The following is a 26138-nucleotide window of genomic DNA, read 5'->3' as shown; positions in this document are numbered from 1 at the left end:
TTTTATATTTCTCTATTAATAACTTTTTTTACATCTTCAAAACTTTGTGGCTGGTAAGCATTGATCGTAAGTGATGCAACTTCTTGTTTATTCAATACCACTTTGCAACTAAACACCCCTGTACCTTTATCAAGAATAATACATTCAGCAAATATATCTAAAACACTGCCAGTTTTATATCTTTTGACATCTGTATTATAGCCTCTCACACTCAATAAAAATGCTACTGGAGGCTCATCAGTACTAGCAACAGATGTAGCAAGCTTACTAGCTCTACCATAGGAAGCAGCGGTTTGAGCCATGATTTCAACCGCTACCCAGTGTGGTATACCATTTAATTGCTTATCGAAGAATATATTATCATCAGTCACAATAGTTCTACAATGCACCGTATTGTCTTCAAAACCAACAAATTCATCAACAAGTCTCATAGGTGGTTCATGGGGTATCAAATCGGCAATATTATGCATTTATTTCTTTCCTATAATTACACTTACGTTATTACCACCAAAAGCAAACGAATTACTCATAAAATTTGGCTTGTGGTATCGAATATCACTAGTTATTATACCAATATCAGAAATAATATCCTTATCTGAATCGTATTGCTTTGGTAGTTTTTTGTTAGAGTTATAATTATCTGATAATAATAGCCAACATATCCCTACCTCTGTAGCTGCTGCTGCACCTAGTGTGTGACCTGTCAAAGATTTAGTAGAGCTACACGCAACAGGTGCTTTAAATATATCCCTTACTGCATTACTTTCCATATTATCATTCAGTATGGTTGCTGTACCATGCAAATTTAGATAACCGATATCATCAGGAATTAGATTTGCAGAGATCAATGCCTGTATCATAGCTAATTTAGCTCCTTCACCACTAGGATCTGGAGCTGTAATATGATAACCATCTGATGATTCTCCAACACCTAAAAGTGCTATTTCTGAGCAATCTCTAGACAGAATAAATGCTGCAGCACCTTCACCTATATTTATACCGTCTCTTTGACTATGAAAGGGTAAACACGAGTTTTGAGATATAGCATCTAAACAATCAAAGCCATTTAAGGTTAACTCACAAAGAGTATCACAACCAACGACAATAACTGCATCACACAAGCCCTGTTTTAATAATCTAGCAGCTGAAGCAAATGCTTTACCACTTGATGAACAAGCGGTTGATATAGTAAATGCAATATTTTCAAGCTGATAATATTCCTTCAAAAACTCACTCAGACCAGCGGTTTCTTCTTGCTTGTAGCTAAATTCTTTAGGGAATTGACCTGATATAAACTTATTGGTTAAAGCTCGTTCACCATTATCTATACCTGAAGTACTAGTACCGCAAACTACAGCTATTCTATCAGCTCCGTATTTATCTATAATTCTACCTATATCTTGATCTATTTGCATACAGGCATGAAGAGCCATTTGGTTATTACGACAATCAAACTCTTTTAATCGTTGAGGAATTTCTGGGAGCACCTCATCACTCACGTGCCCTACAATTGTCTTGCGACCCGACAATAGCTTCTTATCAGTCACTAAACCGGTTTGATTATTAAGCAATGATTGCAAAATAGCTTGTTTAGAATCACCTAAACAATTAATTATTCCTAGCGAATTTAGATAGATTTCTTTGTCACTCATATTCTACATAATTTTGAATAACTTCTTGTAAGTATAAATACAATTACAATTAGTTTAAATACAATTAAGTGTATGTTAACTGTATTTAATACTTAAAAAATTTATAGAGATACATTTTTTTGCTTCAATATGATAAATTCTAATGAAAATAATTTAGAAGATACTAAATGAAGTTTTATATAGATTCATTGCTAGTCATAGCTCAAGGAAAGAATGATATCTCTGATTTTAAAGATGTATCATACCTTGAAATGATAAAACAGGACATCAACATCGATACTAGCCTAATAGCTACAGCCATGAAAAGAAGATGTAGTAAATCTAGCAAAATCGCTCTTGCAGTATCCATACCTCAAATCCATAAATATGAAATAGGCGCCGTAGTATTTGCATCTCAGCATGGAGAACTAGCAAACACATTATCTATATTCAAAGATATTTCTAATCAAGAAATCCTTTCACCAAATGCGTTTTCTCAATCAGTACATAACACTCCTTCTGGACTTCTATCAATCCAACGTAAACTAAAAATACCATTTAACTCAATAGCTGCTGGTACTGAAACTTTTGAAATGGGTTTAATTGACGCTATCACGCAATTACAAGACCATGATAATGTTTTATTCACTTGTTATGATGATAATGTACCGGAAATATTTGATGAACTTAATATCTCAGATAATCTTGCTTATGGAATTAGTTTTGTCATATCAAGAGAACCACTATCACAGTCAGGTATAGGCCTAAAATTAGAGATTAATAACAACAAAACATTATTACAAAAATTTAATCAACTCCCATCTGCAATTATTTTTGCAAACTGGTATGCTTGTAATGAACTTAATCCATTATTTTTGAAGAGTATATCTATAGAGAAGATTTAATTATGTATAAATACTTAAATAGGTTTTATCGCAGAATTGCTACAGGAATATGTTTCTTTTTATTTAGCTTTTTTGGCGCAATATTAGGCTATATATATTTCCCCCTAGTTAGAATATTTATAAAAGATAAAAGTGCTCGCACGATACATGCTCAATACACAATAAATATTAGTTTTAAAATTTTTATTGGAATTATTCATCATTTTAGAATCATTCGATTTGAGTTTGAAGGTATTGAAAAACTACATCAAGATAGAGGTTGTATTTTTATAGCTAATCACCCTACTTTAATCGACTATGTTGCAATAGTATCCAAACTCAAACTTTGCGACAATATTGTCAAACAAAGTTTATGGGAAAATCCATATTATAAGCATGTAATAGAAACAGCTGGATATATCCCAAATATCAATCCTGATCAAACATTCTCGCGCTTAAATGAAATATTTGCAGAAGGTAGAAATTTGCTAATGTTCCCAGAAGGTACTAGAACTAGCCCTAACCAGTTACCAAAACTAAAACGAGGAGCTGCGCAACTAGCAATTAGAACAAATACTCCTATAAGAATGATACATATTTCATGCTCTCCTGTTACTTTGACAAAAAATACCAAATGGTATAACATTGCCGAAACAACACCGTTGTTTAGAGTAATTGTGGGAGATAAGGTTAATCCTCAAGATTTTATTGATGAGGCAGATGGGATACCATCTCTAGCTGCTCGTAGGCTAACTAAATTCTTACAGCATAATCTCTCTACTAAATTAGATTTTTTATAAAATAGGTACTTTAGAAACATGCAACAAGAAATAAAAGAAATGATCATCGAGGTACTAAATCTTGAAGATATTGCAGCTGATGATATTGATGCTAATGAAGCACTTTTTGGAGATGGTTTAGGACTAGATTCAATAGATGCTTTAGAAATAGGGGTTGCGTTAAAAAAACGCTATAATATAAGTCTTGAAGTTGCTGATGAAGATGTCAAAAAACACTTTGAATCTGTGGCATCTCTGGCTAAATTTGTAGAAGAAAATAAATCTTAAGGATATACTAATGAGCTTTTCTAAAGAACAAATTTTCGCACAATTACAAGATATTCTTAATAATCTTTTTGAAATAGATAAGGATGATGTCACTCTAGATTCAACACTATATGGAGATCTTGATTTAGATAGCATCGATGCAGTTGATCTAGTAGTACAGCTTCAAAGCTTCACAGGTCGTAAGTTTAAACCTGAGGAATTTAAATCTGTTCGTACTGTTGGAGATGTTGTTGATACTATAGTTGCAGCTCTAGCACAAGACTAAATACACACTTAATGAAATCTATACTTAAATTCTTTATACTGATAGTAATTATATTATATCCATTTATAGTATATATTGGCCTAAATTCACTCTCAGTAAAGTATCTTGGTTTAATTGTTGTCTTAATATTTATACTAAGATTACTAATTTTAAAAAAGGATCCTAGCATTACTTGGAAACTTATTACTGTTATAGGAATACTTCTTGCAGGCATAGCCATCATAGTAGACAATATCACCGTTATGCTACTATATCCTATCTTTGTTAGTATTATCCTCTTCTGCATTTTTTGTTATTCATTATTCCAAGACAAAAGCCTGATTACAAAACTTGCGATTCGTATGAACAAAGAACCTCTACCAAATTATGCAATAAAGTACACTTGGTATGTGACATTATCATGGTGCATTTTTTTTGCTATAAATGCCAGTATTTCAGCATATACTATTATATTAGGCTCGGTACAATTATGGACGCTTTATAACGGTTTTATTAGTTACATCCTTATAGGATTAATGATGCTTAGTGAAACTATAATTAGAATTGTTGTTAGGAGATATTTTGAAAAGCACGCTTAAATCGATACTAGAATTTTATGCACAAAATCCTTCTGAAATTATATTTACCAAAGATTCAAATAATATCATCGCAAAAGAGTTTTTAAATGATATAAAAACTTTAGCAAATCATCTCGATATCACTCTAAGCAATAACAGCAAAGTCGCACTATCTATTAATGATATTTACTTATTTTGTTGTACATGGATAGCATGTCAGTTTTTAGGTAAAACTACTATTATACTACCAAATAACAAATCTGGCACAATTACCAAACTTGCAAAACATTATGACTCTTTAATAACTGATAATGATCTTGATTTATCAGCAAAAATCATCAATGAGTATACATTAAAGGATTGTGAAACTATATTTTTCACATCTGGATCTACAGGTGAATATAAAAGCTATAGCAAAACTATAAACAATCTTGAACAAGAGTCATCAGCGATCAACAGTGTCATACAAAGCTTTAATCTTAAGAATATCAATGTGCTTACAACAGTATCACATCAGCACATGTATGGCTTTAGCTGGGCTATAATATGGCCACTGCTACACCAAAAAATCATCTACACAGAAAGACTATTTGTACCCGAACTTATCCACAAAAAGCTACTTCAAGATAACAATATTTTGGTAACAACTCCTGTAATTATTTCTCACCTTGATGGCAGTATTAGTAGTCCTATCACTAACTCTTTGCTCATTTCATCAGCTAGTGCATTAAGTACTGGTATCGCGATTAAATTTCAAAATAGTTACAACATTCCTATTCTTGAAGCTTACGGCAGTAGTGAAACTGGTGTTATTGCATATAGGCAACAGTTAATTGATATACTATGGAAACCTTTTGATAATGTTTGTATCAGTTCAGAGTCTGATCAACTAGTTGTTAGATCCCCGTTTTTTAAGCAAGAAAAACAACTAATGGCAGATATCGTTGCATTATCCAACGATAAATTTGAACTAAAAGGTAGAATTGATAAGATTGTCAAAATTGCTGGTAATCGTTTATCAATATCACAAATGCAAAATATATTAATCGAGCATGACTTAATACAAAATTGTGCATGTATCAAGCGTCAAAGCTATCGCGAATACATAGCAGCAATAATATGTCTAAATCAAGATGGACAAGACTTATTACAAAAATTTGGTAAACAAAATTTAATTAAACAAATAAAGAGCTATCTATTAAACTATTACTCAAATGTAGTTATACCTAAACAATGGCGCTTTGTAACTGAAATTCCAACTAACTCTCAAGGAAAAAGAACTCTAGAACTATTAGTTGAATTATTAGATGATAATTAAATAGGTTAGAGCTTATAAGTTTGATAAGATTTAAGCTTATTAAGGAGACTTTATTTAAAATTTATGGCGAAATAAACTATGAACAAACATCTTAAGATAAATAATATACAAAATATTGATGATTGCTGTGTTTTAGTATCAGCGCAAGTACTCCACGAGTGTGATTTTTTTAAAGGTCACTTTCAAGAGCAGGCCATTTTACCGGGTATTGCTCAAGTTGATTTTGTCATAAATTTGGCAAGCCAGATATTCGGTATTGATAAACCCTCTTTTGGTAATATTCCACAAGTAAAATTCAAAAAAGTTATATTACCTAATGATGATATAGAGATAAGAATCACAAATAGCAACAATACAATTGTTTTTGAAATTTCTGTAGATAATCAAACAGCATCTCAGGGTAAAATAAAATATGAGAAGTAATAGTGATTGTAATTTATGTATTGTAGTACCAATCTATAACCATGGAAAACAACTACGTAATACCATTAAGAATATTGCTAGATATAACTTACCAATCATACTTATAAATGATGGTAGTCAAGATAATACTATAGAAATCATGAGAGAAGTTGCTAGTGAATTTAATAATATTATTTTGACAGAATCACTTGATAAAAATCAAGGTAAAGGTGTTGCTGTAAGTCATGGTGCTAGCTTGGCTTTTAAAATGGGTTATACACATATGCTTCAAATAGATGCTGACGGTCAACATGATTCAAATGATATCCCTAAATTTATACAAGCAATGCAGCAAAACCCTCAGGCACTAATATCTGGTATGCCTATCTATGATAATAGTATTCCCAAAAGTAGACTTCATGGTAGAAAAATTACAAATTTTTGGGTAGCAATAGAAACTCTATCGTTTGATCTCAAAGAATCAATGTGTGGTTTTCGTATCTATCAACTAGAGGCTTATACAAAGCTTATGCACAAAAAAACTTTCTCAGTGAAGATGGATTTCGATATAGATGTAATCGTGAGAATGTACTGGCTAGGTCTTCCTATAGTCTATATAAATACGAAAGTAATTTACCCTCAAGATGGTTACTCCAATTTTAGAATGTTTCGAGATAATGTCAGGATATCTTGGACTCATACAAAATTAGTTACCGGTATGATTATTAGATTACCAATACTATTATGGAGAAAAATCAGGTGAAACATTGGACTAAGATAAAAGAAGCCGGTGGTCTATTTGGACTTAGAACTACTTTTATTTTATTTCGTTTATTAGGTCGTAGACTTACCTACTCAATCATGTCAGTAGTTATGATCTATTATTTTTTATTGTACAAAAATGCACGTAACTATTCTTTTAAATATATTAAACACCTCGATAAAAATATTAAAACTTCAAAATTATGGTTTTATAGCTTTAGACATTTTTTAGCATTTGGTGAGATGGTTATAGACAAAATAGCTGTTTGGAGTAATAAGATCACTATAGATAATGTAGACTTCTCACTACAAGATCGCAAAACTATGAACCAAGCTATCAAATCACAAAAAGGTGGTGTTATTTTTACTGCTCACCTTGGTAATCTTGATGTTGCAAGATCTCTAGCAGACTTTGATAGTAGTATGAAGATAAATGCTCTAGTATTTAGCAAGCAAGCTCCTACATTTAACAAACTTTTGACAAAGATTAATCCTAAATACTCGATCAATATGATATGTATACAAGATGTTACTCCAGATTTGGCGATTGAGTTATATGAGCGTGTTGCTAATGGTGAATTTATCGTTATACCCGCAGATAGGACTTCTATAACTAAACCAGAGAGAAATCTTAGATTATCATTTTTAGATGATATGGCATTTTTCCCACAAGGTGCATTTATATTAGCAAGCATTCTAAAATGCCCTACATACTTTATGCTATGTCCAAAAAAAGATCGCAATAACTTTGATTTTATTTTCAAAGAGTTTGATCAAAATAGCATTATTTTAAATAGAAAAACAAAACAACAAGATTTAGAAAAGTATGCACAAAAATATGCCAAAATGCTTGAATCATACTGTAAAAAGTATCCAAAACAATGGTTTAATTTTTTTGATTTTTGGCATCAAGGAGAATAAGTAAATGCTTAAAGATAGTTTATTCACACATGTTTACAAAATGACTATCCCATTTTTTGATGTTGATATGCTCGAAATTGTTTGGCATGGTAATTATATCAAGTACTTTGAAATGGCTAGATGCAGTATGCTCAAAGAAATTGGCTATGATTATATAGCTATGAAGAAAGATGGCTTCGCTTGGCCTATAGTTGATATAAAAGCCAAATTTATTAAATCTGCAAGATTCGGACAAGATATTGATATTTATTGTGATCTAATAGAGTTCGAGAACCGATTAAAAATAAACTATACTATTTTAGATAGCTTAACTAAAATAAAGTTATGTCAAGGTTATACTACACAGCTTGCTGTGGATATTAACAAAAAAGAAACTTGTTTCGTAACACCTCATCAGTGGCAACAAAAAATAAAAGAGATTATTAAAAAATGAAGAGACTATTTACTTTTATTAGCATTTTTTTAACTATTGTAGCTCCTTTATATGCTTTAGATCTTTCTAAAGATTCTGACTTTCAAGCGGTTGAAAAGCAATTAACCAAAGACACTAATATCTCGGGTAAATTTATACAAATCAGACAAATTGCAGGCTTAAACTCAAGTTTAAAATCATCAGGAACATTTAAACTAACCAATGATGGATCTCTGCTATGGCAACAGCAATTACCAATCAAAACTACAATGCAAATGTCTAAAAATAAGCTTACACAAACTATTATGGATAATCCTCCTACTATTCTTACACGTGATGACCAGCCAATAGTTTTCACATTCACTAGTGTTTTTATGTCTGTATTTAAAGGCGATACAAAAACTATATCAGAATTTTTTAATATCAATTTTGAGGGTAATACTCAAAACTGGACTATAACCCTCACACCGAAATCTAGCCCTCTTAATAAAGCTATAAAAGAGATAACTCTAAAAGGTAATAGATATATTACAAATATTGACGTCGCTGATACCCAAGATAATATAATCAAAATACAACTTTTTGATATTACAACGAACTAAATATCATGGTTAATAAATATCTTATCCGTCTTATTATTTGGGGCGTAATTGTTCTAAGTAGCATAATCCTATTTATAGTTATTATTACAAAAGGACTAAACTTAAATACAAACATTCTAGCTTTGTTACCAAACCAAGAGACATCACCTGAACTTACCTCAGCATCAAACAAATTTTCTGACCGTATAAGTAATGATGTTGTATTCTTAATAAGTTCTAAAGATCAAACTAAAGCTACAAATGCTGCAGCAAAGTTTAGCCATTTACTAGAACAAAGTAACAACTTCACAGCAGTAAATACAGGAATAAACCAAGACCAGCAATTATCTTGGGCAAAATTTTATTTCCCATACAGGCTACAACTACTTAGCGATAAAGACCAACAGCTATTAATTGATAAAAAATACCAAAGATTGTACCAAAATGCTCTGGCAAATATATATAACCCAACAGGAGTGGTTAATCGTAACCTACTTAATAATGATCCTTTCTTTACATATCAAAACTATCTTTTAAACTTACCTAAACCAAGCTCCAACTTGAAGCTTAGAAATGGCTTTCTAATAGCTGAAAAAAATAATACTTATTACGTTCTTATTAAAGCTGAAATTAAAGGACAAAGCTTTTCATTAACAACTCAAACTGAAATTATCAAAAGCATTAATAATGCTATCACACAAATTAAATCAAATGATATTAGTGTTCTAAAAACTGGTATGCTCTTTTATGCAAATGCTGGAGCTGAAGATGCTCATCATGAGATAAATACTATTGGTATTGGTTCTATGATAGGCGTATTGATTTTGATAATTCTAACATTTAGATCAATTATTCCTCTTTTTTTTACATTATTTTCAATCCTTTGTGGCTTTATTGTTGCGTTTGTTGTTACACACTATATATTTGGTAGTGTTTTCTTATTTACGCTAGTTTTCGGTGCAAGTTTAATTGGTATATCTGTTGACTATGCTTTCTTTTACTATTCCGAGAAGCTTTTAGCTGATGCTAATTGGACTCCAAAAACAGGACTAAATCGTATTTTAAAAGGTATAACATTAGGACTTTTAAATGTTGTTATAGCTTTTTTAGTCATAGCAATTGCACCTTTTCCTGGACTACATCAACTAGCAGTTTTTGGTATCGTTGGCTTAGCTGTGTCATACCTAACAGTGATATGTTTTTTCCCATATATTATCAATATCAAATCAAAAAGCTATAAGAGTATCCCTTTATTATGGCTTACGGATAAATATCTAAATTTATGGAAAAATATTAGTACAAAAAAAATTATTATTATCTTACTAGCTCTAGTAATAATAATTATTGCAGGAATATATAAAATAAAGCCTAATGATGATATTCATATATTACAATCTACACCTAAAGAGCTCCGAAATGAAGAACAACGGCTTAAAAACATAATTGGCAGTGATATAGGTCTCAGCTATATTATCGTATTGGCTAAAGATGATAATGCCCTTCTGTCAAAAGCTAATCATGTAACAAGCATTATTCGTAACAACTTCGTTAATATTAAAAATCCACTAATTAGCATAAGTGACTATGTACCGAGCTTAGAGCCGCAACAACAAAACTACAATCTTATACAAAACTTTATTAATACCAAATATCCAGAAGAATACCTTAAACAAATAGGTTTCTCAGAGGCCCAACAAGTAAAAGTGATAGATGAAATCAAAACTACAAAATTTGATACTTTAGAGCTACCTGCATGGCTAAATAAGCCCGTTTCAGCACAGATGAGATTTTTGTGGTTAGGAGACCAACCAAATGACTATAAAGCTTTAGCAATAGCACTTTCAAAAGATATTGATATTACTAAACTACAAAGTTTGCTTAGCTCTATCGATGACGTTTATGTTGTTGATAAAGTAAGTCAGATAAGTGATATTTTTGGTCATTATCGTAATATAATTTCTTACATAATGGCGATTGTGTTTGTCTTACTATGGTTAGGATTAACTGTTAGATATTCTTTTAGAAAATCTATAGTTTATATTGTAGTACCATTATTATCATGTTTCATATCTATAGCATTCCTTGGATTACTCAATATCCCTCTGACATTATTTAGCATCCTTGCGATAATACTTGTCTTAGGAATAAGTATGGATTATGTTCTATTCTTGGCTGAGAGTCATAATAGATTCAATAGTACTATGCTAGCATTAGCACTATCAGCTATTACTACTATCCTATCATTTGGACTTTTAGTATTAAGTAATACTCCAGCTATTGAGTATTTTGGTCTAACTGCATTAATAGGGATTTCGGTAGCATTTCTATTAGCTCCTATAGCAATTAAGGTACAAGGTTATGAAAATAAAATTCTTTCAACTATTTTTATATTTATCTTTTTAAGCGGTTGCTCATTGTTGCAAACAAGACAGCAAATCGATGTAAAAGTAGCTATAACACCAGATACAACTGTAACACTACCCCAACCACAACAACTAGGTATTGATAAAACAATATCTCAAATAGTCTCTGCTACATATTATGATAAAGATGGCAAACAAAAAAACCTAACAACAAATATGATTATTGAAGCTAACTCAAAACATATCGTAATGGTAGCGTTATCGGCTTGGGGAGGTTCTTTATTTAAGCTTGATTATAATGGCAAAGATATCCAAAGCAGTAGCCTGCCAATGCCAAACCAAAATATTGGTGTTAAACAAAGCCTCACAGAGTTTATTATAAGCCAGGCTCCTATCGATATTGTCAAAGAAATGTTTGCCAATACAAACATTAGCTTATCAGAAAAGGTAAATGAAAGGATTCTTACTTCTAAAGATGGCAAAAAAATTCTAACAATAAGATACAGTGATAATAATAAAATAACTATTCATAATTATCACTACAACTACACTATTAATATAACTGATCTAAATTAATGGTTGATGCTATTTTACTTTGCAAAAACACTATCAAAACCATAATATTGTGCAAACTGCTCGTTATTCCACCCCCACTTCCTAATATATTCAGGATCATCTGATTTAGGAATTAAATCAATATAAATAATTTTAGTATTAGCTCTTAGTGGAAGTTTTGTTAATAAAATATCCTTCTCACTAGTTTGTTGATAGTGTCTCACTTCGTTCATCCTAAGATGATTATAATATCCTAATTGAAGATAGGCATAAAAAAACTTGACTGCAATAAATAATAAAGCAATAGCAAAGAATAAATATAACTTATCTAATAAATATGAAAAACCTGAACGAAATAAGTATTTACATATAATATAGAAATATATAAGCATATATAGCATCTCAACTCGTACTTCTAAACCAAACATAATAAGAAATGTTGTCAGAGAAACCGATGCTAAGCATAGAATTGTAAGAACCTTAGTTTTTATATCCTTTTCAAAAGCAAAAACCATAAATACAGCAAGAATAAATGGTAATGAAAGTTCAAATTTTGAAAAAAACTTCATAGTTGTATCAAATAAATTATGAAATATACATCCTAAAAGAGATTGTCCCGCAAGCATATCACTAGTTCTAGCAAAGTTTCCAGGCGCTACCATCATCACGATACCCGCAATTATAAATGGTATGACAAAATATAAAGTATTTTGATTTAGTTTATCTTTTTTTACAATTTGATGAATTATATAATGAAAGCAAATGGTAAAAATTACCATAAAAAATGCTTCATTATATAAACCTAGAAAAATTCCTAAAATAATACTTAATATTCTAGAATGTTTGTTTTCTACGAAAAGAAAATAGAAACCCCAGACAACTAAGCTTATACCCCAGAGATACTGAATGCCTATAGTTTTCCACATTGCATTACCTAAAAAAGTATTTTCTATGAAGTAGCCCATGAATAGACAAACATATATAATGAATTTTCTAGATAGAATACTAACTTGATCTCTAAATATTAATTTATATAAATAAATAACTAATACGGTTAGTGCAAGAGCATTTAGCATATCTACAACATAAATCAAAGAAGGGTAACTTTTATTAAAAAGAATATAAACTGGTAACTGTGCCGAAACTCTACCAGTCCAATAGAAATAATCACCTCTAATGTGAAACCATATAGTTCCATCATGAAGAGCATTTACATTTGATCGCCATAGATCATCCATCATCAAAGGCTGACACAAATTTATAATTAAAAAATAAGTGAATATCGAAAGACAAACAAATATTTGATATTTTATATTTGATTTTGTACTAAGCATCTATAAAGTTTAAACAATTTACATAGTAAAAAAATATTATATATAATTTCTGATCAAAAATAATGATTTTTCTGAAAAGTGCTGACTTAGCCTTGACACGGCACATGAATCAAAAGTTACCGTTGCTTCCTTCCAGACCTGGCGGGGTTCACAATCTATCATTGCGTGGAAACCAAGTCAGCGTTAGGTATATTACTAGATATATCCTAAAATTACAAGCTAACAAAGCAAATTCCATTATCTAAGATAAATTGGTATTATTATCAAAAATAGTCAAATTTAACAAATATCATGATAATAGTTATATCGCCTGCTAAAAGTCAAAATTTTGAAACCGCAATAACAAAGTATCAATTTACACAACCAATATTCAAAGATCAGATAACTAAACTTATAAATACCCTTAAACATTATGAAGTTGATGAGATTGAAAAGCTAATGAAAATCAGTCCTAAACTGGCTGAAGAAGTATTTACTAAACATAACGATTTTGACCCTAAAAGTTATAACGAGTCAAATTCAAAAGCTGCCATTTTCACATTTAGTGGCGATGTTTACAAAGGTCTTGAGGCAGATACGCTAGATAAAGAAACTATCGAATATGCTCAAAATCATCTTTTGATGTTATCTGGACTATATGGACTGATACGCCCTCTTGATTTAATGCAAGCTTATAGATTAGAAATGGGTACAAAAATTAAAATTGATGGCAAAATTCTATATAAGTACTGGCAAGATAAGGTCACAGCTCAATTAAATGAATACTTCAGCCAGCAACAAAATAAAGTTTTGATAAATCTTGCTTCTAATGAATATTCCCAAGCGATAGATAAAAAATCTTTAGATGCAAAATGGCTAGATATTGATTTTAAGGAAAATAAAAACGGTACATATAAGACTATAGGGATTCATGCTAAAAAAGCACGTGGTTTAATGACAAGATACATTCTTGAAAATAGAATAGAAAATATCAGTAATATTAAAAATTTCAATGTAGCTGACTATAAATATAATCCAGAACTTTCAAATGAAAATCTTATGTGCTTTACGAGATAGTTTATGAAAATTAGAATACTCTCTTTAGGAGAAAAACCACCAAAATGGGTTAGCGAAGGTTATGATGAGTACAAAAAGCGCCTAAGTAAATCAATCCCTCTTGAACTGATTGAATTGCCAATAGCTAAACGAACTAAAACTGGTAATCCCAAACTTTGGATGGAACAAGAAGCTAAAACTATTCTTACTAAACTTAGCGATTCTGATCATTTAGTAATTCTTGATGTTAACTCTAAAATAATTTCAACAGAAGAACTAGCTGAAAAAATGCAAAATTGGAAATTTAACAATCCAAATGTTGTAATTCTAATTGGCGGTCCAGATGGTATAGATCAAAGTATCAAAAATATTGCTAAAGAAAAAATATCCATATCAAAAATGACTTTCCCTCACCCTTTAGTACGTATTATTATTGCTGAACAGTTGTATAGAGCTTATACAATATTAGAAGGCCACCCTTATCACAAATAACTACCAAGTCTAGCTTTTGTACATCTATCTTTATGATTTAAGTCTTTAATAGTTTGAATATCACAGAAACCATACTGAGAAAATATACTTGCTAGATCATTCGCTTGGGTGAAGCCATGTTCTATATACAAATATCCCCCTTGTTTTAGAAAGTCACTTGCCTGGGATATGATTATTCTAATATCTGCTAAGCCATTATCTGTAGCAAATAATGCTCTTGATGGTTCATATTCCCTAACACTATCATCAACATTAGCATCGTCAATATCTATATATGGTGGATTTGATACTATGATGTCAAACTTAGTCTCATCTAAACTTTCATACCAACTACTTTGCATAAATTCAACATTAGCAATATTATTGGCTTGAGCATTTTTTTTAGCAACATCTAAAGTCTTAGAGTATAAATCAACAGCTACAACTTGACTCTTAGGGAGCTCCTCAGCTAAAGCTAAAGCAATCGCGCCAGAGCCCGTACCAAGATCTAATATTTTTAGTTGAGCATTCTTATCTTGTATATCATCTAACACTGCAGCAACTATAACTTCAGTATCTGCTCGGGGTATAAGAGTATCTTTAGTTACATATAGCTTTTGATTCCAAAAATATTTATAGCCAAGAATATAAGCTAATGGCTCACCTGCTAAAAGACGTAAAATTTTCCCATTTATTTTTGTAAGTATGGCACTACCTAACTGCTTATCAGAATTTAGATAAAGATAAGTCTTATCAACACCCAAAACATCGCAAATAATCATTTGCAGATCATGTTTTATTGAAACATCAGGTTGATTAAACTTAACTGCACTTGACGCTAATAACTGAGATATTGAGATATTACTCATCTGACATAGTTGCTAGAAGATCAGCTTGATGCTCTAAGATTAGTGGCTGGATAATACTGTCTAGACTTCCTTCCATAACCTCATCAAGTTTATAAAGAGTTAAGTTAATACGATGGTCAGTAACTCTACCTTGAGGATAATTATACGTTCTAATTCTCTCAGATCTATCACCACTACCAACCAAACTCTTACGTGTATCAGATTGCTCTTTTTGTTGTTTATCAATCTCTGCTTGCAAAAGTCTTGATTTAAGCATTGACATAGCAGCTGCACGGTTTTTATGCTGTGATCTTTGGTCTTGACATTCGACAACAACACCTGTTGGAATATGTGTAATTCTAATCGCTGAGTCAGTCTTGTTGACGTGCTGCCCTCCAGCACCTGATGCTCTAAAAGTATCTACTTTGATATCAGCTGGATTAATATCAATTCCCTCAACTTCATCTGCTTCAGGCATAACTGCAACAGTACATGCTGAAGTATGAATTCTACCTTGTGACTCTGTAGCAGGAACTCTCTGTACTCTATGAGCACCTGATTCAAATTTTAGTTGTGAATATACACCATCGCCATATATTCTTGAGATAATCTCTTTGTAACCACCATGCTCACCTTCACTAGCTGAAACCACTTCAATTTTCCAGCCTCTTTGCTCAGCGTATTTTGAATACATCTTAAACAAATCACCAGAGAATATTGATGCTTCATCACCACCAGTTCCAGCACGAATCTCTAAGAAAATGTTAGCATCATCATTAGGATCACGCGGTAGAAGAAGTATCTGCAACTCATCTTCAAGTCTCTCGATAGCCTCATTAGCTAATTTTAATTCTTCTTTTGCCATTTCGACAAGCTCTGCATCTTTCTCATTGAGCATTTCATAGGCTGCTTCTTTATCTTCAAGAGCTTGTGTATATTCTTTAAATGCCTTAACAATAGGCTCAAGATGAGAATATTCTTTTGATAAATCTCTAAACTTATTCTGATCAGAAATAACATTAGCTTCACCTAACAATGCGCTAACTTCTTCATGTCTTTCTATCAAACTTTGCAGTTTTGTCTTAATAGAATCTTTCATTTATTTTTCCACATTTAAACCAAACATTCGTTTCATACATACTAAACAATCACTTCTACCCTGCTTAGAAGCCTCTTTCATACCGACCACAGGATAGTGTAATACTTTCTTTTTAATCTCATAAGCAAATCTCTTAAGCACTTCCTCAGGATCTTTACCATTTCTTATTTTTGCTAAGCTTTTTTCTAATGATAAATCCACTAATCCATCTGCTTTTTGAAATAGCTCCTTAATAGCACTATTTGAAATAATCGCTTTTTCTTTTTCTAAATAATCTTCTAGTGATTTTACAATAATTTTTTGAGCTCTTGAGCTCTCATGTTTCCTTTTATCCTTATTGCCTTCTATAACTGTATTAATGTCATCAACGCAATAATATGCATTCTGTTCTAAACCTCCTAGTTTAGGATCTAATGCTTGTGGTATAGAGATATCAATAAAAACTCTTGGTTTTTCTCCTACATCATCACATTTGACTATATACTCAGTAACATTAACTGCAGCGATTATAATATCTGCTTTTTTAATTAATTTAGGCAAATCTGATAAATAATATGCACTAGCATTATCAAAGGTAGATGTGATTTTTTCGGCTTTCTCTATTGTTCTATTAGCTAACATAATATGTTTAGGATTAAGAGCTGTCACATGGCGAAATAAAAGCTCCCCTGTTTGACCAGCACCGATTATAAGCACATTTTTAGTAGAAATATTATCCAACTGCTTTTTGGCCAAAGTAATTGCTGAAAATGCTACTGATACTGGACAGTGTCCGATTCTAGTTTCACTACGAACTTTTTTAGCTGTTGCAAAAACTTTCTGAAAAACTCTATCTAATTCTTTACCAATAGCGTGATTTTTTTTACTAAGAGTGTATGAGTCTTTAACTTGTCCTAATATCTGTGGTTCTCCTAAAACCATCGATTCTAGACCACAAGCTAATTTCATCAAATGCATGATTACTTCTGTACCTTGACGTAATTTAAAGTAATCTCTTATTTTAAAATCAGGATTCCTAACATAGCTTTGCCACCAAGCTAAAATATCATCGACAACTCTTAAATCTGCTATTTCAAGATATACTTCAGTACGATTACATGTTGATAAAATTACAGCATGAATAACATCATCTATAGCTAATATTGATTTATATAACATTGATACATCAAGTCCTGAAAGCGCAAACTCGCTACGAACCTCTATTGGGGATTTTTTATAATCAATTGCTAAAGATATTAATGCCATATTCAAATAATTTTTAAATGTAAATAATTACTAATTAACTTAGAAAAACAAAATCATATTTTAACATAAAAGACCAAGACATTACATTCTAATCTGATTAATAAACTTAGAACGTTAAGGACTTTTATGTTAAGATGTTGTAAGTTTGCTATAAACAAATTTAATTTGTAGACATTAATAACTATGAAAAATTTATCAAAAAAACAAAGCCAAGCTCTATACACAATAGTAAGTATAATAATTGTAGCCATCATTTGTACTATAATTTTACAGTTTTATAACTCTGGTAATGAAAAGCGCATGTTTGAAGCGTCTGACATGTATCAAAGAGCGCTAATTGCAAATGAAAACCCTAAATCTCCTACAAGTGTAAAAATAGCTAAATTTGAAGAAGTTATAAAAAACTACCCTGATACTAGCTTTGGCATATTTGCTAGTTGGCAATTAGCTGATTTATACACCGCTCCTACTGACTTAGATACTAAAAGTTTTAATGTTAACCTATCTAATCTTCCTAAAGCTATTGATGTATTGCAGCAAAGTGCTCAGTATAACCCTAAAGACAGCTTGACAGACATTACAAGAGTAAGACTTGCTAAGCTTTATATATCAAGTAACAATCCCGATAATGCTATCTCTACTCTTCAAAGCATTAGCTCTCTAAATAGCAATGCATATCCATTAATGCTACTAGGTGAAGCTTATAATGAGAAAAAAGATAAAGATAGAGCATTAGATGCTTGGAGTAAAGCGCTACAAGATCCTAACAGTTCGCCAGAATTCAAACAAATAGTTACCCAACTTATAAATAACGCTAATTAATCATGAAAAAATTATTTTTATTAACAACGCCTTTGCTACTATCATTATTAGTCGCTAGTTGTTCTGAGAGTAATGTCCCACCACCGACACCATTAGCTGAAAAACCTCCTAAGGAGGCTAAGGTGAAAGTTAAATGGAGCAGATCTACGGGTAATGGTAATGGTAGTTTACCAATATATAATGTTTCCCCGGCTTATGCCAATGACATGGTATTTGTTCCTAATCAAAATGGTATGGCTTATGGTTTAGCAATTACAAATGGTAAAATAATTTGGAAACATGATACGGGTACTACGCTTTCATCTCAACCAAGCATTATAGCTAACGCGGTAATATTTGGTTCTATAAAAGGAACTTTAACAGCTGTTGATCAAAAAGATGGTCAAATACTATGGCGGACAGATGCTCCAAGTAGTATTTTTTCTCAACCAACAATATATAGCAACCACTTATATACTCATACTCACGATGGTTCTGTGACTTCTTTTGATGCCACCAACGGCTCAAAAGTGTGGAATGTAACAAATAATATTCCAGAGATAACGCTACCAAGTGACTCATCTCCCATTATACTTAATGACACTGTGATGGTAGGGTCTGCTTTTGGTACGGTACTAGGCTTTACTCTAGACAATGGCGATAGAACTATCAATTTGCCAATTGCTATTGCTCATGGCTCATCTCCTGCTGATAAGATGGTGGATATCACATCAAATCCAATGTTGTATGATAACTATCTAATCTTCGCTGCTTACCAAGGTGCTATTGTGGCTCTAGATAAAGATACAGGTAAAATGCTCTGGGCTAAGAAAGCTTCTATAATTAATAATATGGCTATTAATAACGGTGTGATCTTTACCGTACAAGCTAATAGTGAGCTTAAAGCATACGACATCCAAACTGGCGACACTGTTTGGACACAAAGTACACTAGAGTGGCGTAAAATAACAGCGCCGATATATTATAAGGGACTGATTGTAGTTGCTGATTTTCAAGGTTATTTACACTTTTTCAACTCATTAAATGGCGATTACTTAGGTAGATATAAACTTACTCCTAAAAGCGACTTTTTTGACTATGGAATTTCAGGGCAATTAGTTCCAACTGAAAAAGGTATACTTGTAGAAGCTGATAGTGGTACTACATATTTAGTTGATGCTCATAGTGATAGAGTTGTTTATGAGAATATTCTAGGTGACTATAAAATCGATCAAGGTCAAAATGTTGAGGTTATTTATCCCCTAGAGCAACCAAAAGCAGCTCCTATGGAGGATACTCCAAAAGATCTATCTGGCAAAGAAGCTGACTCCGATAAGTCTAAAAACAATATTAGCTCCGTAGCAACAACCACAGCTATTGTAGCAGATGCTAATGATAATACAGATATATCAAGTTCGACTAACCAAAAAGTAACAAATGCTAACAACAATACAAATTCAGAAGCACAAAACCCTGACTCTTCGATAGCTGAAGGTGTCGTCACATCAAATGAAACATCACCTACACAAAAAGGCAAAACTGCTACCATAATAATAGGTAACTTTAATAAAGGTGATTCTGACTAATGTATAAAGGCATACGACCATCAATTTTCATCTTGATTCTAATGGTCTCTTTGGGACCTTTTGGTGATACTATTTATGCTCCTGCACTACCAGAAATCAAAACCATTTTAGGCACAGACTACGCTCATGTACAACTAACTATAACATCTTATCTATTTGGTTATTCCGTTAGTCAGCTTTTATACGGTCCTTTTTCAGATAGGTTTGGACGTAAGCCTGTAATGTTAGTAGGTTCAGGATTTTTTATCATTAGTTCAATAATATGTCTACTCAGCACTAATATTGACACTCTAATTTATGCAAGACTACTTCAAGGCTTTGGCGCGGCTGCTGGCGGTGTAATAGCAACGGTTGCAGTCAAAGATGCTTTTAAAGTTAGTGAGCAAGGTGCGATATTTGCTATTATGAATATTGCCTTTGCTTTAGCTCCTGCATTTGGTGCTATTTTAGGTGTTTTCCTTAGTCCTAACCTGATATTCTGGATATTATTAGTTGCTGCTACATTTTTATTTGTTCAAGTAACTGTTTTTTTCCCAGAAACAGTAAAAGAAAAAAATATAGATGCACTAACCTTAAGAACTTTCTTTAAAAATTATTTTTCCCTTTTCAAAGATCATCAATTCTTCTTTGCAACCTTTGTATTAGGAATAAATATTAGTGTGATATACGCCTGTTTAGTTACAGCTCCTGATATTTTTATAAATATTTTAAAGCTTGAAAAAGCTAATTTCTTGTATCTACTTACAATTATGGTTACTGCTGTAGTATTAGGATCAATTATATGCTCAAAGCTAAGTCGTATAATAGCCTACAAGCATCTAGTTAATTTTGGTATGCTTTGTACTTTAATATCAGGGTTACTCTTTATTTATGCCTTCCATAAATTAACAGGATTAACTCTATCTATAGCTTTAACTGGTGTTCTTTCTCTCACATTTATAGGTGTATCATTTAGTGTGCCTTTATTAACACCAATAGCATTGGAGAACTTTACTGCTACTGCTGGAGCAGCATCTTCAGTTATGGGTTTTATGCAGATGGGAATTGCTTCAATAACTACTGCTGTAATTAGTCAAATTGATTTTGGTAGTGAATTCACTTTAGCTTTTGCATTTGTACTGCTGCCACTTATTGGACTAATAATATTTTTTCCTTACAGCTGCTATTTCCTCAAAAAGTAAATATCCAAGACCTTTATACCTTAGGTTTACGAATTAAAATAATTATATGATAGAATCTACTTTAAATAATATATTTCAAATATCTAACAAGTTATAAATGCAAAACTATAATGCTAAATCTATCGAAGTTCTTACCGGTTTAGATCCTGTAAAGAAAAGACCTGGTATGTACACCAATACCGAAAACCCAAACCATCTTATACAAGAAATTGTTGATAATAGTGTTGACGAAGTTTTAGCTGGATATGCTAGTAAAATAAATATCACCTTATATGATGATAATAGTATTGAAGTAGCTGATGATGGTCGTGGTATGCCTGTAGATATCCATCCAGAACACAAAATGTCCGGTATCGAGCTTATTATGACCAAACTACATTCAGGTGGTAAGTTCAGCAACAAGAACTATACCCACTCTGGTGGTCTTCATGGAGTTGGTGTTTCTGTTGTCAATGCCTTATCAAGCAAACTTGAGGCAGAAATCAAACGTGATGGTAATGTTTATCAAATAACTTTTGAAGATGGTCTAAAAACTAAAGATTTAGAGATTATTGATAGCGTTGGTAAAAAAAATACTGGCACTAAAATTAGATTTTGGCCTAACAAAAAATATTTTGATGATATCAAAGTTAACGTTAAAGCTCTTAAGAATCTCTTAGAAGCTAAAGCAATACTCTGTAAAGCTCTTACAATTAAATACTCAAATGAAATAAAAAAAGAGAGAATCTCTTGGCATTTTGAAACTGGGTTAAAAGGTTACCTTAACTATAAGTTAGAAGCTGAAACACTTCCTCTTGAACCTTTTATGATAGATAATTTTTCAAATGGTGATTCTTATTTAGATGCTGTATTTTGTTGGTGTGAAGATCCTTTAGAAAGTATCAAAAACAGTTATGTTAACCTAATTCCAACACCGCAAGATGGCACACATGTTACAGGTCTTAAAAATGGTGTTTATGAAGCTATTAAAACCTATATTGAAAAAAATTCTCTTGGAATAAAAAATGTCAAAATTACAGCAAATGACTCATTTGCTAAGTTAAATTACGTAATATCCGTAAAGATAACAAATCCTCAGTTTGCAGGTCAGACAAAGGAAAAACTCTCCAATAAAGATGTGACTTCATTTGTAACTACAGCTGTCAAAGATTTGCTAACAATATGGCTCAATCAAAATCCTGAAGAAGCCCGTCAAATCATCGAAAATATTAATAGCGTTGCACAAAAAAGAATTAACGCTGATAAAAAAACTACTCGTAAGCGTATTATGAATACTTCGATTCGCTTGCCTGGTAAACTTACAGATTGTATCAGTTCTGATATAAACTCGACTGAACTTTTTATAGTAGAGGGTGACTCCGCTGGAGGTTCCGCTAAACAAGCACGTGATAAAAACTTTCAAGCAGTCCTACCTCTTAAAGGTAAAATTCTAAATAGCTGGGAACTTGATGCAGATACTATTATGAACTCTCAAGAAGTTCATAACATTGCTACAGCAATTGGCGTTGATCCAGATAGTGATGATATTTCTGGTTTAAGATACAACAAGATTTGTATCCTTGCTGATGCTGACTCAGACGGTCTACATATTGCAACTCTTTTATGCGCCATGTTTCTCAAACATTTCAGAAAACTTATAGAATATGGGCATATTTATATTGCTCAACCGCCGCTATTTAGAATTGACATAGGTAAGAATACTTTTTATGCTCTTGATGAAAATGAGAAAGAAAAGATTTTAGCTGAGAATGCCAAGCTAACAAGTAAGATAAATATCATGCGATTCAAGGGTCTTGGCGAGATGAATCCTATCCAATTACGTGAATCAGCTATGGATGTATCATCTAGAAGACTTTTACAGCTTACAATCTCTAATACTTATGATGATGCTGAAATTTTAGATATGCTTTTGGCGAAAAAAAGAGCCAAAGACCGTCGTGATTGGCTTGAAAATCATGGTGATAAAGCTGAAATTGAATAATATTTTTCCCTCTTTACAAATAAGGAGTATAATTAAAAATAATACTTAGCTTAAAGGAAGATTAAGTGTCTGTTTTATACTCAAAAAATTTTGACTCTTTTGATTGGGGTTGGCTTGTAATAAGCTTTGGAATGGCTCTAGGTGCTGGTATAGTTTTGGTACCAGTTACAGTTGGAGTATCTGGCATACTTATATATTTGATATCTGCATTATTTGCCTATCCTGCTATTTTTTTATTTCAAAAACTATATATGAACACTCTATTTGATACCAAGGAATCAAAATGCTACAGTGAAACCATAAAAGACCTATTAGGTGAAAAATGGAGTATTGTTCTTGGTTTTTTGTATTTCATAATGATGTCCATATGGACTATAGTTTATGCTGAGACAGTAGCGAATGCTCTTAGCGATTATCTATATCACTTTAATATAATAAATATTAGACTCGATAATAGTAGCATTTATAGCTTGATATTAATGATCATTTTAGTAGCTATTGGAACAAAAAGTAAAAATCTACTATTCAAAGCATCTACTTTACTAACCCTTATACTTCTATGCTCTGTTATTGTGGCAGCTATATATGTCATCCCTGAGTGGAACTTCTCTCAGCTGAGTATCTATCCCAAAGGCTGGGAAGCTGTACCTAAAACAATAATTATGATTCCATTTTCTTTAACAACCATATTATTTATACAATCATTAAGTCCTATGGTGATGGGATATAGAGAGCAATATTCTAAGGATAATGATTTAGCAAAGTACAAAGCTCAAAGAACTATGAAAATAGCTTTTTTTACATTATTGATAATTGTTTCTTTTTATGTTCTTTCTCTGGCTTTAATTATTCCTCAAGATCAAGCAATTTTGGCTAAGAATCACAATCAATCAGTATTTTCAATACTTTTAAAAATCTATAGTCATAATACATTTTTGCAAATACTCGGAGTAATTATAAATATTTGCGCTATTTTAGCAGCTTTCTTAAGTATTTTAACAGGAATGAGAGAGTCATTACGAGGTGTATTATTAAATATCACAAAAAAATTCTTTGATAAGAGAAAATTCTCTTCAAATCAAATAGAAGCAACTATTATTATTTTGATAATATTGTTAACGTGGTTATCTATTATATTTAAAATACCTATTTTCTATTTAGTTCCATGGTGCGGTCCTATATTTGGTATCATAGGTTGTTTAATACCGGCCTATATTGTTTTTAAGGTAGATAGATTTGCAAAATATAAAACTATTTCTGTTTACTATATAGTTTTAGTTGGAATTATTTTGTGTATATCGCCACTATTATCTGCATATCTTTAATGGTAAAAGATAATTTAGTTTCTCATTTAGAAAAACTTATAAAATAAAAGATGTTTTTTGATAAAAGATACTGCAACCTAGAGTTATTAAAATCTGCTTTATTTACAGATATCTGCCAATTTTCCTGTCATTACCCCTAAGATAGCATCATCTGTTTCATTCATTCCTTTACCAGTAGCCAAAATTGCAATATTTTTGATTGTATCTTCAACATCATCACCAACAATACCGTCATGTGGAGTCACCGTATTACCAAGCATTGCAGCATTTACAGCATCAAATGCTGCATATACTGAGTTTGCTATCTTAATAGAGCACGATGAATTAGCGCCATCACACATAATACCAATAATTCCTGCTAAAGCATTAATAATAGATTTCTCAACCTTCTCTTCTGATAAATCCAACATCATCGCTAATCCCCCTGCAATACCTGCAGATGCGCATGTTGGTCCACATAGAGCTGATAGCCTACCAATGCTAGACTTAATATAGACTGTTGAAACAATCGCAAAGAATAAAGCCCTATAAAGTTCCTCTTGTGTCTTACCCTTTGACTTTGCAAACTCAATTAAAGGTAAGGATAAAGTTAAACCTATATTACCACTACCCGCAGCTGTCATCACAGGCAATGCTGAGCCACCCATTCTTGCATCACTACCAGCTGATGCTGCTGATGCTGCACGATTACGGATATCATCTCCATAAAAACCATTATCAATACCTGAACGAATATTTCTGCCTGTCTGGATACCATATTGATGCACCAAACCCTCATTCGATATATTAGAATTGTCTTTAACAATTTTATCTAACATATCACTGATTTTAGATGTATCTAATTGTGATGCAATTTTATAAATCTCTTTAATCGAGAATTTAGAGATTATTTCATCTACAAGATTGCTCTTATTATCTGTATCATCAACTTCATAAATAATTTCATCATTCTTTTTGATTAAAGTAATATTTGTATGCGTATACTTAAACTCAACTATAACCTTGTCTTGTTTATAATACGCTTCTATACGAATATATAGCTTTATAGGCTTAGATGCATTAAATACTTTGATGCAATCTTTTTGTAAATATTCTTGTACTTTCGGAAGCTCTGCTTTAGTTACCCCAGAAATAACCATAAGCTCTTTAGCTGCATTACCAGCAATTGTACCCATCGCGACAGAAGCTTCTATACCAATCATTCCACCACTATTTGGTACAGTTACACTTTTCACATTTTTAATCATATTACCAGAAGCAAAAACATCTATCCTATCAGGTATATGTCCTAGCACATCTCTTGTTTTTGCCGCACAATATGCCAAAGCTACAGGTTCTGTACATCCTTCAGCTGGTACAACCTCTTTATACAACAAATCTATCAATTGTTGTTCTCTACTCATCTCTGTGATCTCCTCTAGACTAAAAATCTACCTTTAACCAATCAAAATGTTTTTTGAAGAATTTATTAATTCTGCCAACTACTAAAAATATTTTATATTATAATTACTTTT

Annotated in this window: 26 protein-coding genes and 1 other RNA gene; 19 read left to right on the top strand and 8 right to left on the bottom strand. The window is 31.8% G+C overall.

The window, feature by feature from the left end; all coding sequences use genetic code 11:
- Positions 1–2: 2 nt before the first annotated feature.
- Complete coding sequence (locus tag ACKTR7_RS03650) at positions 3–470, bottom strand: ApeP family dehydratase (protein ID WP_407877061.1); 468 nt, start codon at positions 468–470, stop codon at positions 3–5.
- On the bottom strand, positions 471–1652 hold the full coding sequence (locus ACKTR7_RS03645) for a beta-ketoacyl-ACP synthase (RefSeq protein WP_407877060.1): 1182 nt from the start codon (positions 1650–1652) through the stop codon (positions 471–473).
- 167 nt (positions 1653–1819) lie between these two features.
- On the opposite strand from ACKTR7_RS03645, the gene ACKTR7_RS03640 reads away from it, so the two are divergent.
- The 12 genes from ACKTR7_RS03640 (at position 1820) to ACKTR7_RS03585 (ending at position 11739) form a co-directional block, all read left to right on the top strand.
- Complete coding sequence (locus ACKTR7_RS03640; protein ID WP_407877059.1) at positions 1820–2536, top strand: beta-ketoacyl synthase chain length factor; 717 nt, start codon at positions 1820–1822, stop codon at positions 2534–2536.
- Between the two features lie 2 nt (positions 2537–2538).
- Entirely contained in the window at positions 2539–3315 is a 777-nt protein-coding gene (locus ACKTR7_RS03635) for a lysophospholipid acyltransferase family protein (RefSeq protein ID WP_407877058.1), read from the top strand.
- An 18-nt stretch (positions 3316–3333) separates the two neighbouring features.
- Positions 3334–3582, top strand: a complete 249-nt coding sequence (locus ACKTR7_RS03630; protein ID WP_407877057.1) for a phosphopantetheine-binding protein — start codon at positions 3334–3336, stop codon at positions 3580–3582.
- A gap of 10 nt (positions 3583–3592) precedes the next feature.
- Positions 3593–3847, top strand: coding sequence for an acyl carrier protein (locus ACKTR7_RS03625; protein WP_407877056.1), 255 nt, complete (start codon positions 3593–3595; stop codon positions 3845–3847).
- Between the two features lie 11 nt (positions 3848–3858).
- Positions 3859–4425 (top strand): COG4648 family protein, encoded by a 567-nt coding sequence (locus tag ACKTR7_RS03620; RefSeq protein WP_407877055.1) that lies wholly within the window; start codon positions 3859–3861, stop codon positions 4423–4425.
- Complete coding sequence (locus ACKTR7_RS03615) at positions 4409–5722, top strand: AMP-binding protein (RefSeq protein WP_407877054.1); 1314 nt, start codon at positions 4409–4411, stop codon at positions 5720–5722. Before ACKTR7_RS03620 ends, ACKTR7_RS03615 begins: the two co-directional genes overlap by 17 nt.
- A gap of 78 nt (positions 5723–5800) precedes the next feature.
- Positions 5801–6145, top strand: a complete 345-nt coding sequence (locus tag ACKTR7_RS03610; RefSeq protein WP_407877053.1) for an ApeI family dehydratase — start codon at positions 5801–5803, stop codon at positions 6143–6145.
- Entirely contained in the window at positions 6135–6887 is a 753-nt protein-coding gene (locus tag ACKTR7_RS03605; RefSeq protein ID WP_407877052.1) for a glycosyltransferase family 2 protein, read from the top strand. Before ACKTR7_RS03610 ends, ACKTR7_RS03605 begins: the two co-directional genes overlap by 11 nt.
- Positions 6884–7807 carry an LpxL/LpxP family acyltransferase gene (locus tag ACKTR7_RS03600; RefSeq protein ID WP_407877051.1) on the top strand — a complete coding sequence of 308 codons (924 nt, stop codon included), beginning with the start codon at positions 6884–6886 and terminating at the stop codon, positions 7805–7807. The genes ACKTR7_RS03605 and ACKTR7_RS03600 overlap by 4 nt, the downstream gene beginning before the upstream one ends.
- 4 nt (positions 7808–7811) lie before the next feature.
- The gene (locus ACKTR7_RS03595; protein WP_407877050.1) at positions 7812–8240 is read left to right on the top strand and encodes an acyl-CoA thioesterase; all 429 of its coding nucleotides are present in this window, start codon (positions 7812–7814) and stop codon (positions 8238–8240) included.
- Complete coding sequence (locus ACKTR7_RS03590; protein WP_407877049.1) at positions 8237–8821, top strand: LolA family protein; 585 nt, start codon at positions 8237–8239, stop codon at positions 8819–8821. Before ACKTR7_RS03595 ends, ACKTR7_RS03590 begins: the two co-directional genes overlap by 4 nt.
- A 5-nt stretch (positions 8822–8826) precedes the next feature.
- Positions 8827–11739, top strand: a complete 2913-nt coding sequence (locus ACKTR7_RS03585) for a DUF3261 domain-containing protein (protein WP_407877048.1) — start codon at positions 8827–8829, stop codon at positions 11737–11739.
- A gap of 14 nt (positions 11740–11753) precedes the next feature.
- Here ACKTR7_RS03585 and ACKTR7_RS03580 read toward each other — a convergent pair whose 3' ends face one another.
- A complete protein-coding gene (locus tag ACKTR7_RS03580; protein WP_407877047.1) occupies positions 11754–13052 on the bottom strand; it encodes a DUF6056 family protein in 1299 nt (432 codons plus the stop codon).
- Positions 13053–13133: 81 nt separating this feature from the next.
- Positions 13134–13230: signal recognition particle sRNA small type (gene ffs, locus ACKTR7_RS03575), an RNA gene on the bottom strand.
- Between the two features lie 113 nt (positions 13231–13343).
- Between ffs and yaaA the strand changes: the two genes are divergently transcribed.
- Positions 13344–14108 carry a peroxide stress protein YaaA gene (gene yaaA, locus ACKTR7_RS03570; RefSeq protein WP_407877046.1) on the top strand — a complete coding sequence of 255 codons (765 nt, stop codon included), beginning with the start codon at positions 13344–13346 and terminating at the stop codon, positions 14106–14108.
- Between the two features lie 3 nt (positions 14109–14111).
- Positions 14112–14579 carry a 23S rRNA (pseudouridine(1915)-N(3))-methyltransferase RlmH gene (gene rlmH, locus ACKTR7_RS03565; protein ID WP_012280460.1) on the top strand — a complete coding sequence of 156 codons (468 nt, stop codon included), beginning with the start codon at positions 14112–14114 and terminating at the stop codon, positions 14577–14579.
- On the opposite strand, the gene prmC is transcribed toward rlmH, so the two are convergent.
- The 3 genes from prmC to ACKTR7_RS03550 are packed head-to-tail and all read right to left on the bottom strand — an operon-like array spanning position 14570 to position 17750.
- Entirely contained in the window at positions 14570–15427 is an 858-nt protein-coding gene (gene prmC / locus ACKTR7_RS03560; RefSeq protein WP_407877045.1) for a peptide chain release factor N(5)-glutamine methyltransferase, read from the bottom strand. The two genes, rlmH and prmC, sit on opposite strands and share 10 nt — an antisense overlap.
- A complete protein-coding gene (prfA, locus tag ACKTR7_RS03555; RefSeq protein ID WP_407877044.1) occupies positions 15420–16505 on the bottom strand; it encodes a peptide chain release factor 1 in 1086 nt (361 codons plus the stop codon). The genes prmC and prfA overlap by 8 nt, the downstream gene beginning before the upstream one ends.
- Positions 16506–17750: a glutamyl-tRNA reductase gene (locus ACKTR7_RS03550; protein WP_407877043.1), complete on the bottom strand. Its 1245-nt coding sequence runs from the start codon at positions 17748–17750 to the stop codon at positions 16506–16508. It abuts the gene before it with no gap.
- Positions 17751–17933: 183 nt separating this feature from the next.
- Between ACKTR7_RS03550 and ACKTR7_RS03545 the strand changes: the two genes are divergently transcribed.
- From ACKTR7_RS03545 to ACKTR7_RS03525, 5 genes are all read left to right on the top strand, one after another.
- Positions 17934–18572 (top strand): YfgM family protein, encoded by a 639-nt coding sequence (locus ACKTR7_RS03545; protein ID WP_407877042.1) that lies wholly within the window; start codon positions 17934–17936, stop codon positions 18570–18572.
- Positions 18573–18574: 2 nt separating this feature from the next.
- Positions 18575–20137, top strand: a complete 1563-nt coding sequence (gene bamB, locus ACKTR7_RS03540) for an outer membrane protein assembly factor BamB (RefSeq protein ID WP_407877041.1) — start codon at positions 18575–18577, stop codon at positions 20135–20137.
- Positions 20137–21318: a multidrug effflux MFS transporter gene (locus ACKTR7_RS03535; protein ID WP_407877040.1), complete on the top strand. Its 1182-nt coding sequence runs from the start codon at positions 20137–20139 to the stop codon at positions 21316–21318. The genes bamB and ACKTR7_RS03535 overlap by 1 nt, the downstream gene beginning before the upstream one ends.
- Before the next feature lie 97 nt (positions 21319–21415).
- Positions 21416–23299, top strand: a complete 1884-nt coding sequence (gene parE / locus ACKTR7_RS03530; protein WP_407877039.1) for a DNA topoisomerase IV subunit B — start codon at positions 21416–21418, stop codon at positions 23297–23299.
- 65 nt (positions 23300–23364) lie between these two features.
- A complete protein-coding gene (locus ACKTR7_RS03525) occupies positions 23365–24624 on the top strand; it encodes an aromatic amino acid transport family protein (RefSeq protein WP_407877038.1) in 1260 nt (419 codons plus the stop codon).
- Between the two features lie 98 nt (positions 24625–24722).
- Here ACKTR7_RS03525 and ACKTR7_RS03520 read toward each other — a convergent pair whose 3' ends face one another.
- Entirely contained in the window at positions 24723–26027 is a 1305-nt protein-coding gene (locus ACKTR7_RS03520; RefSeq protein WP_407877037.1) for an L-cysteine desulfidase family protein, read from the bottom strand.
- Positions 26028–26138 lie beyond the last annotated feature (111 nt).

Origin of the sequence: Francisella sciaenopsi, from assembly GCF_045862875.1 — a bacterium.
Lineage (GTDB): Bacteria > Pseudomonadota > Gammaproteobacteria > Francisellales > Francisellaceae > Francisella > Francisella sciaenopsi.
Note: the sequence above shows the minus strand (reverse complement) of the source record. Positions and strands in the feature narration are given on the sequence as shown.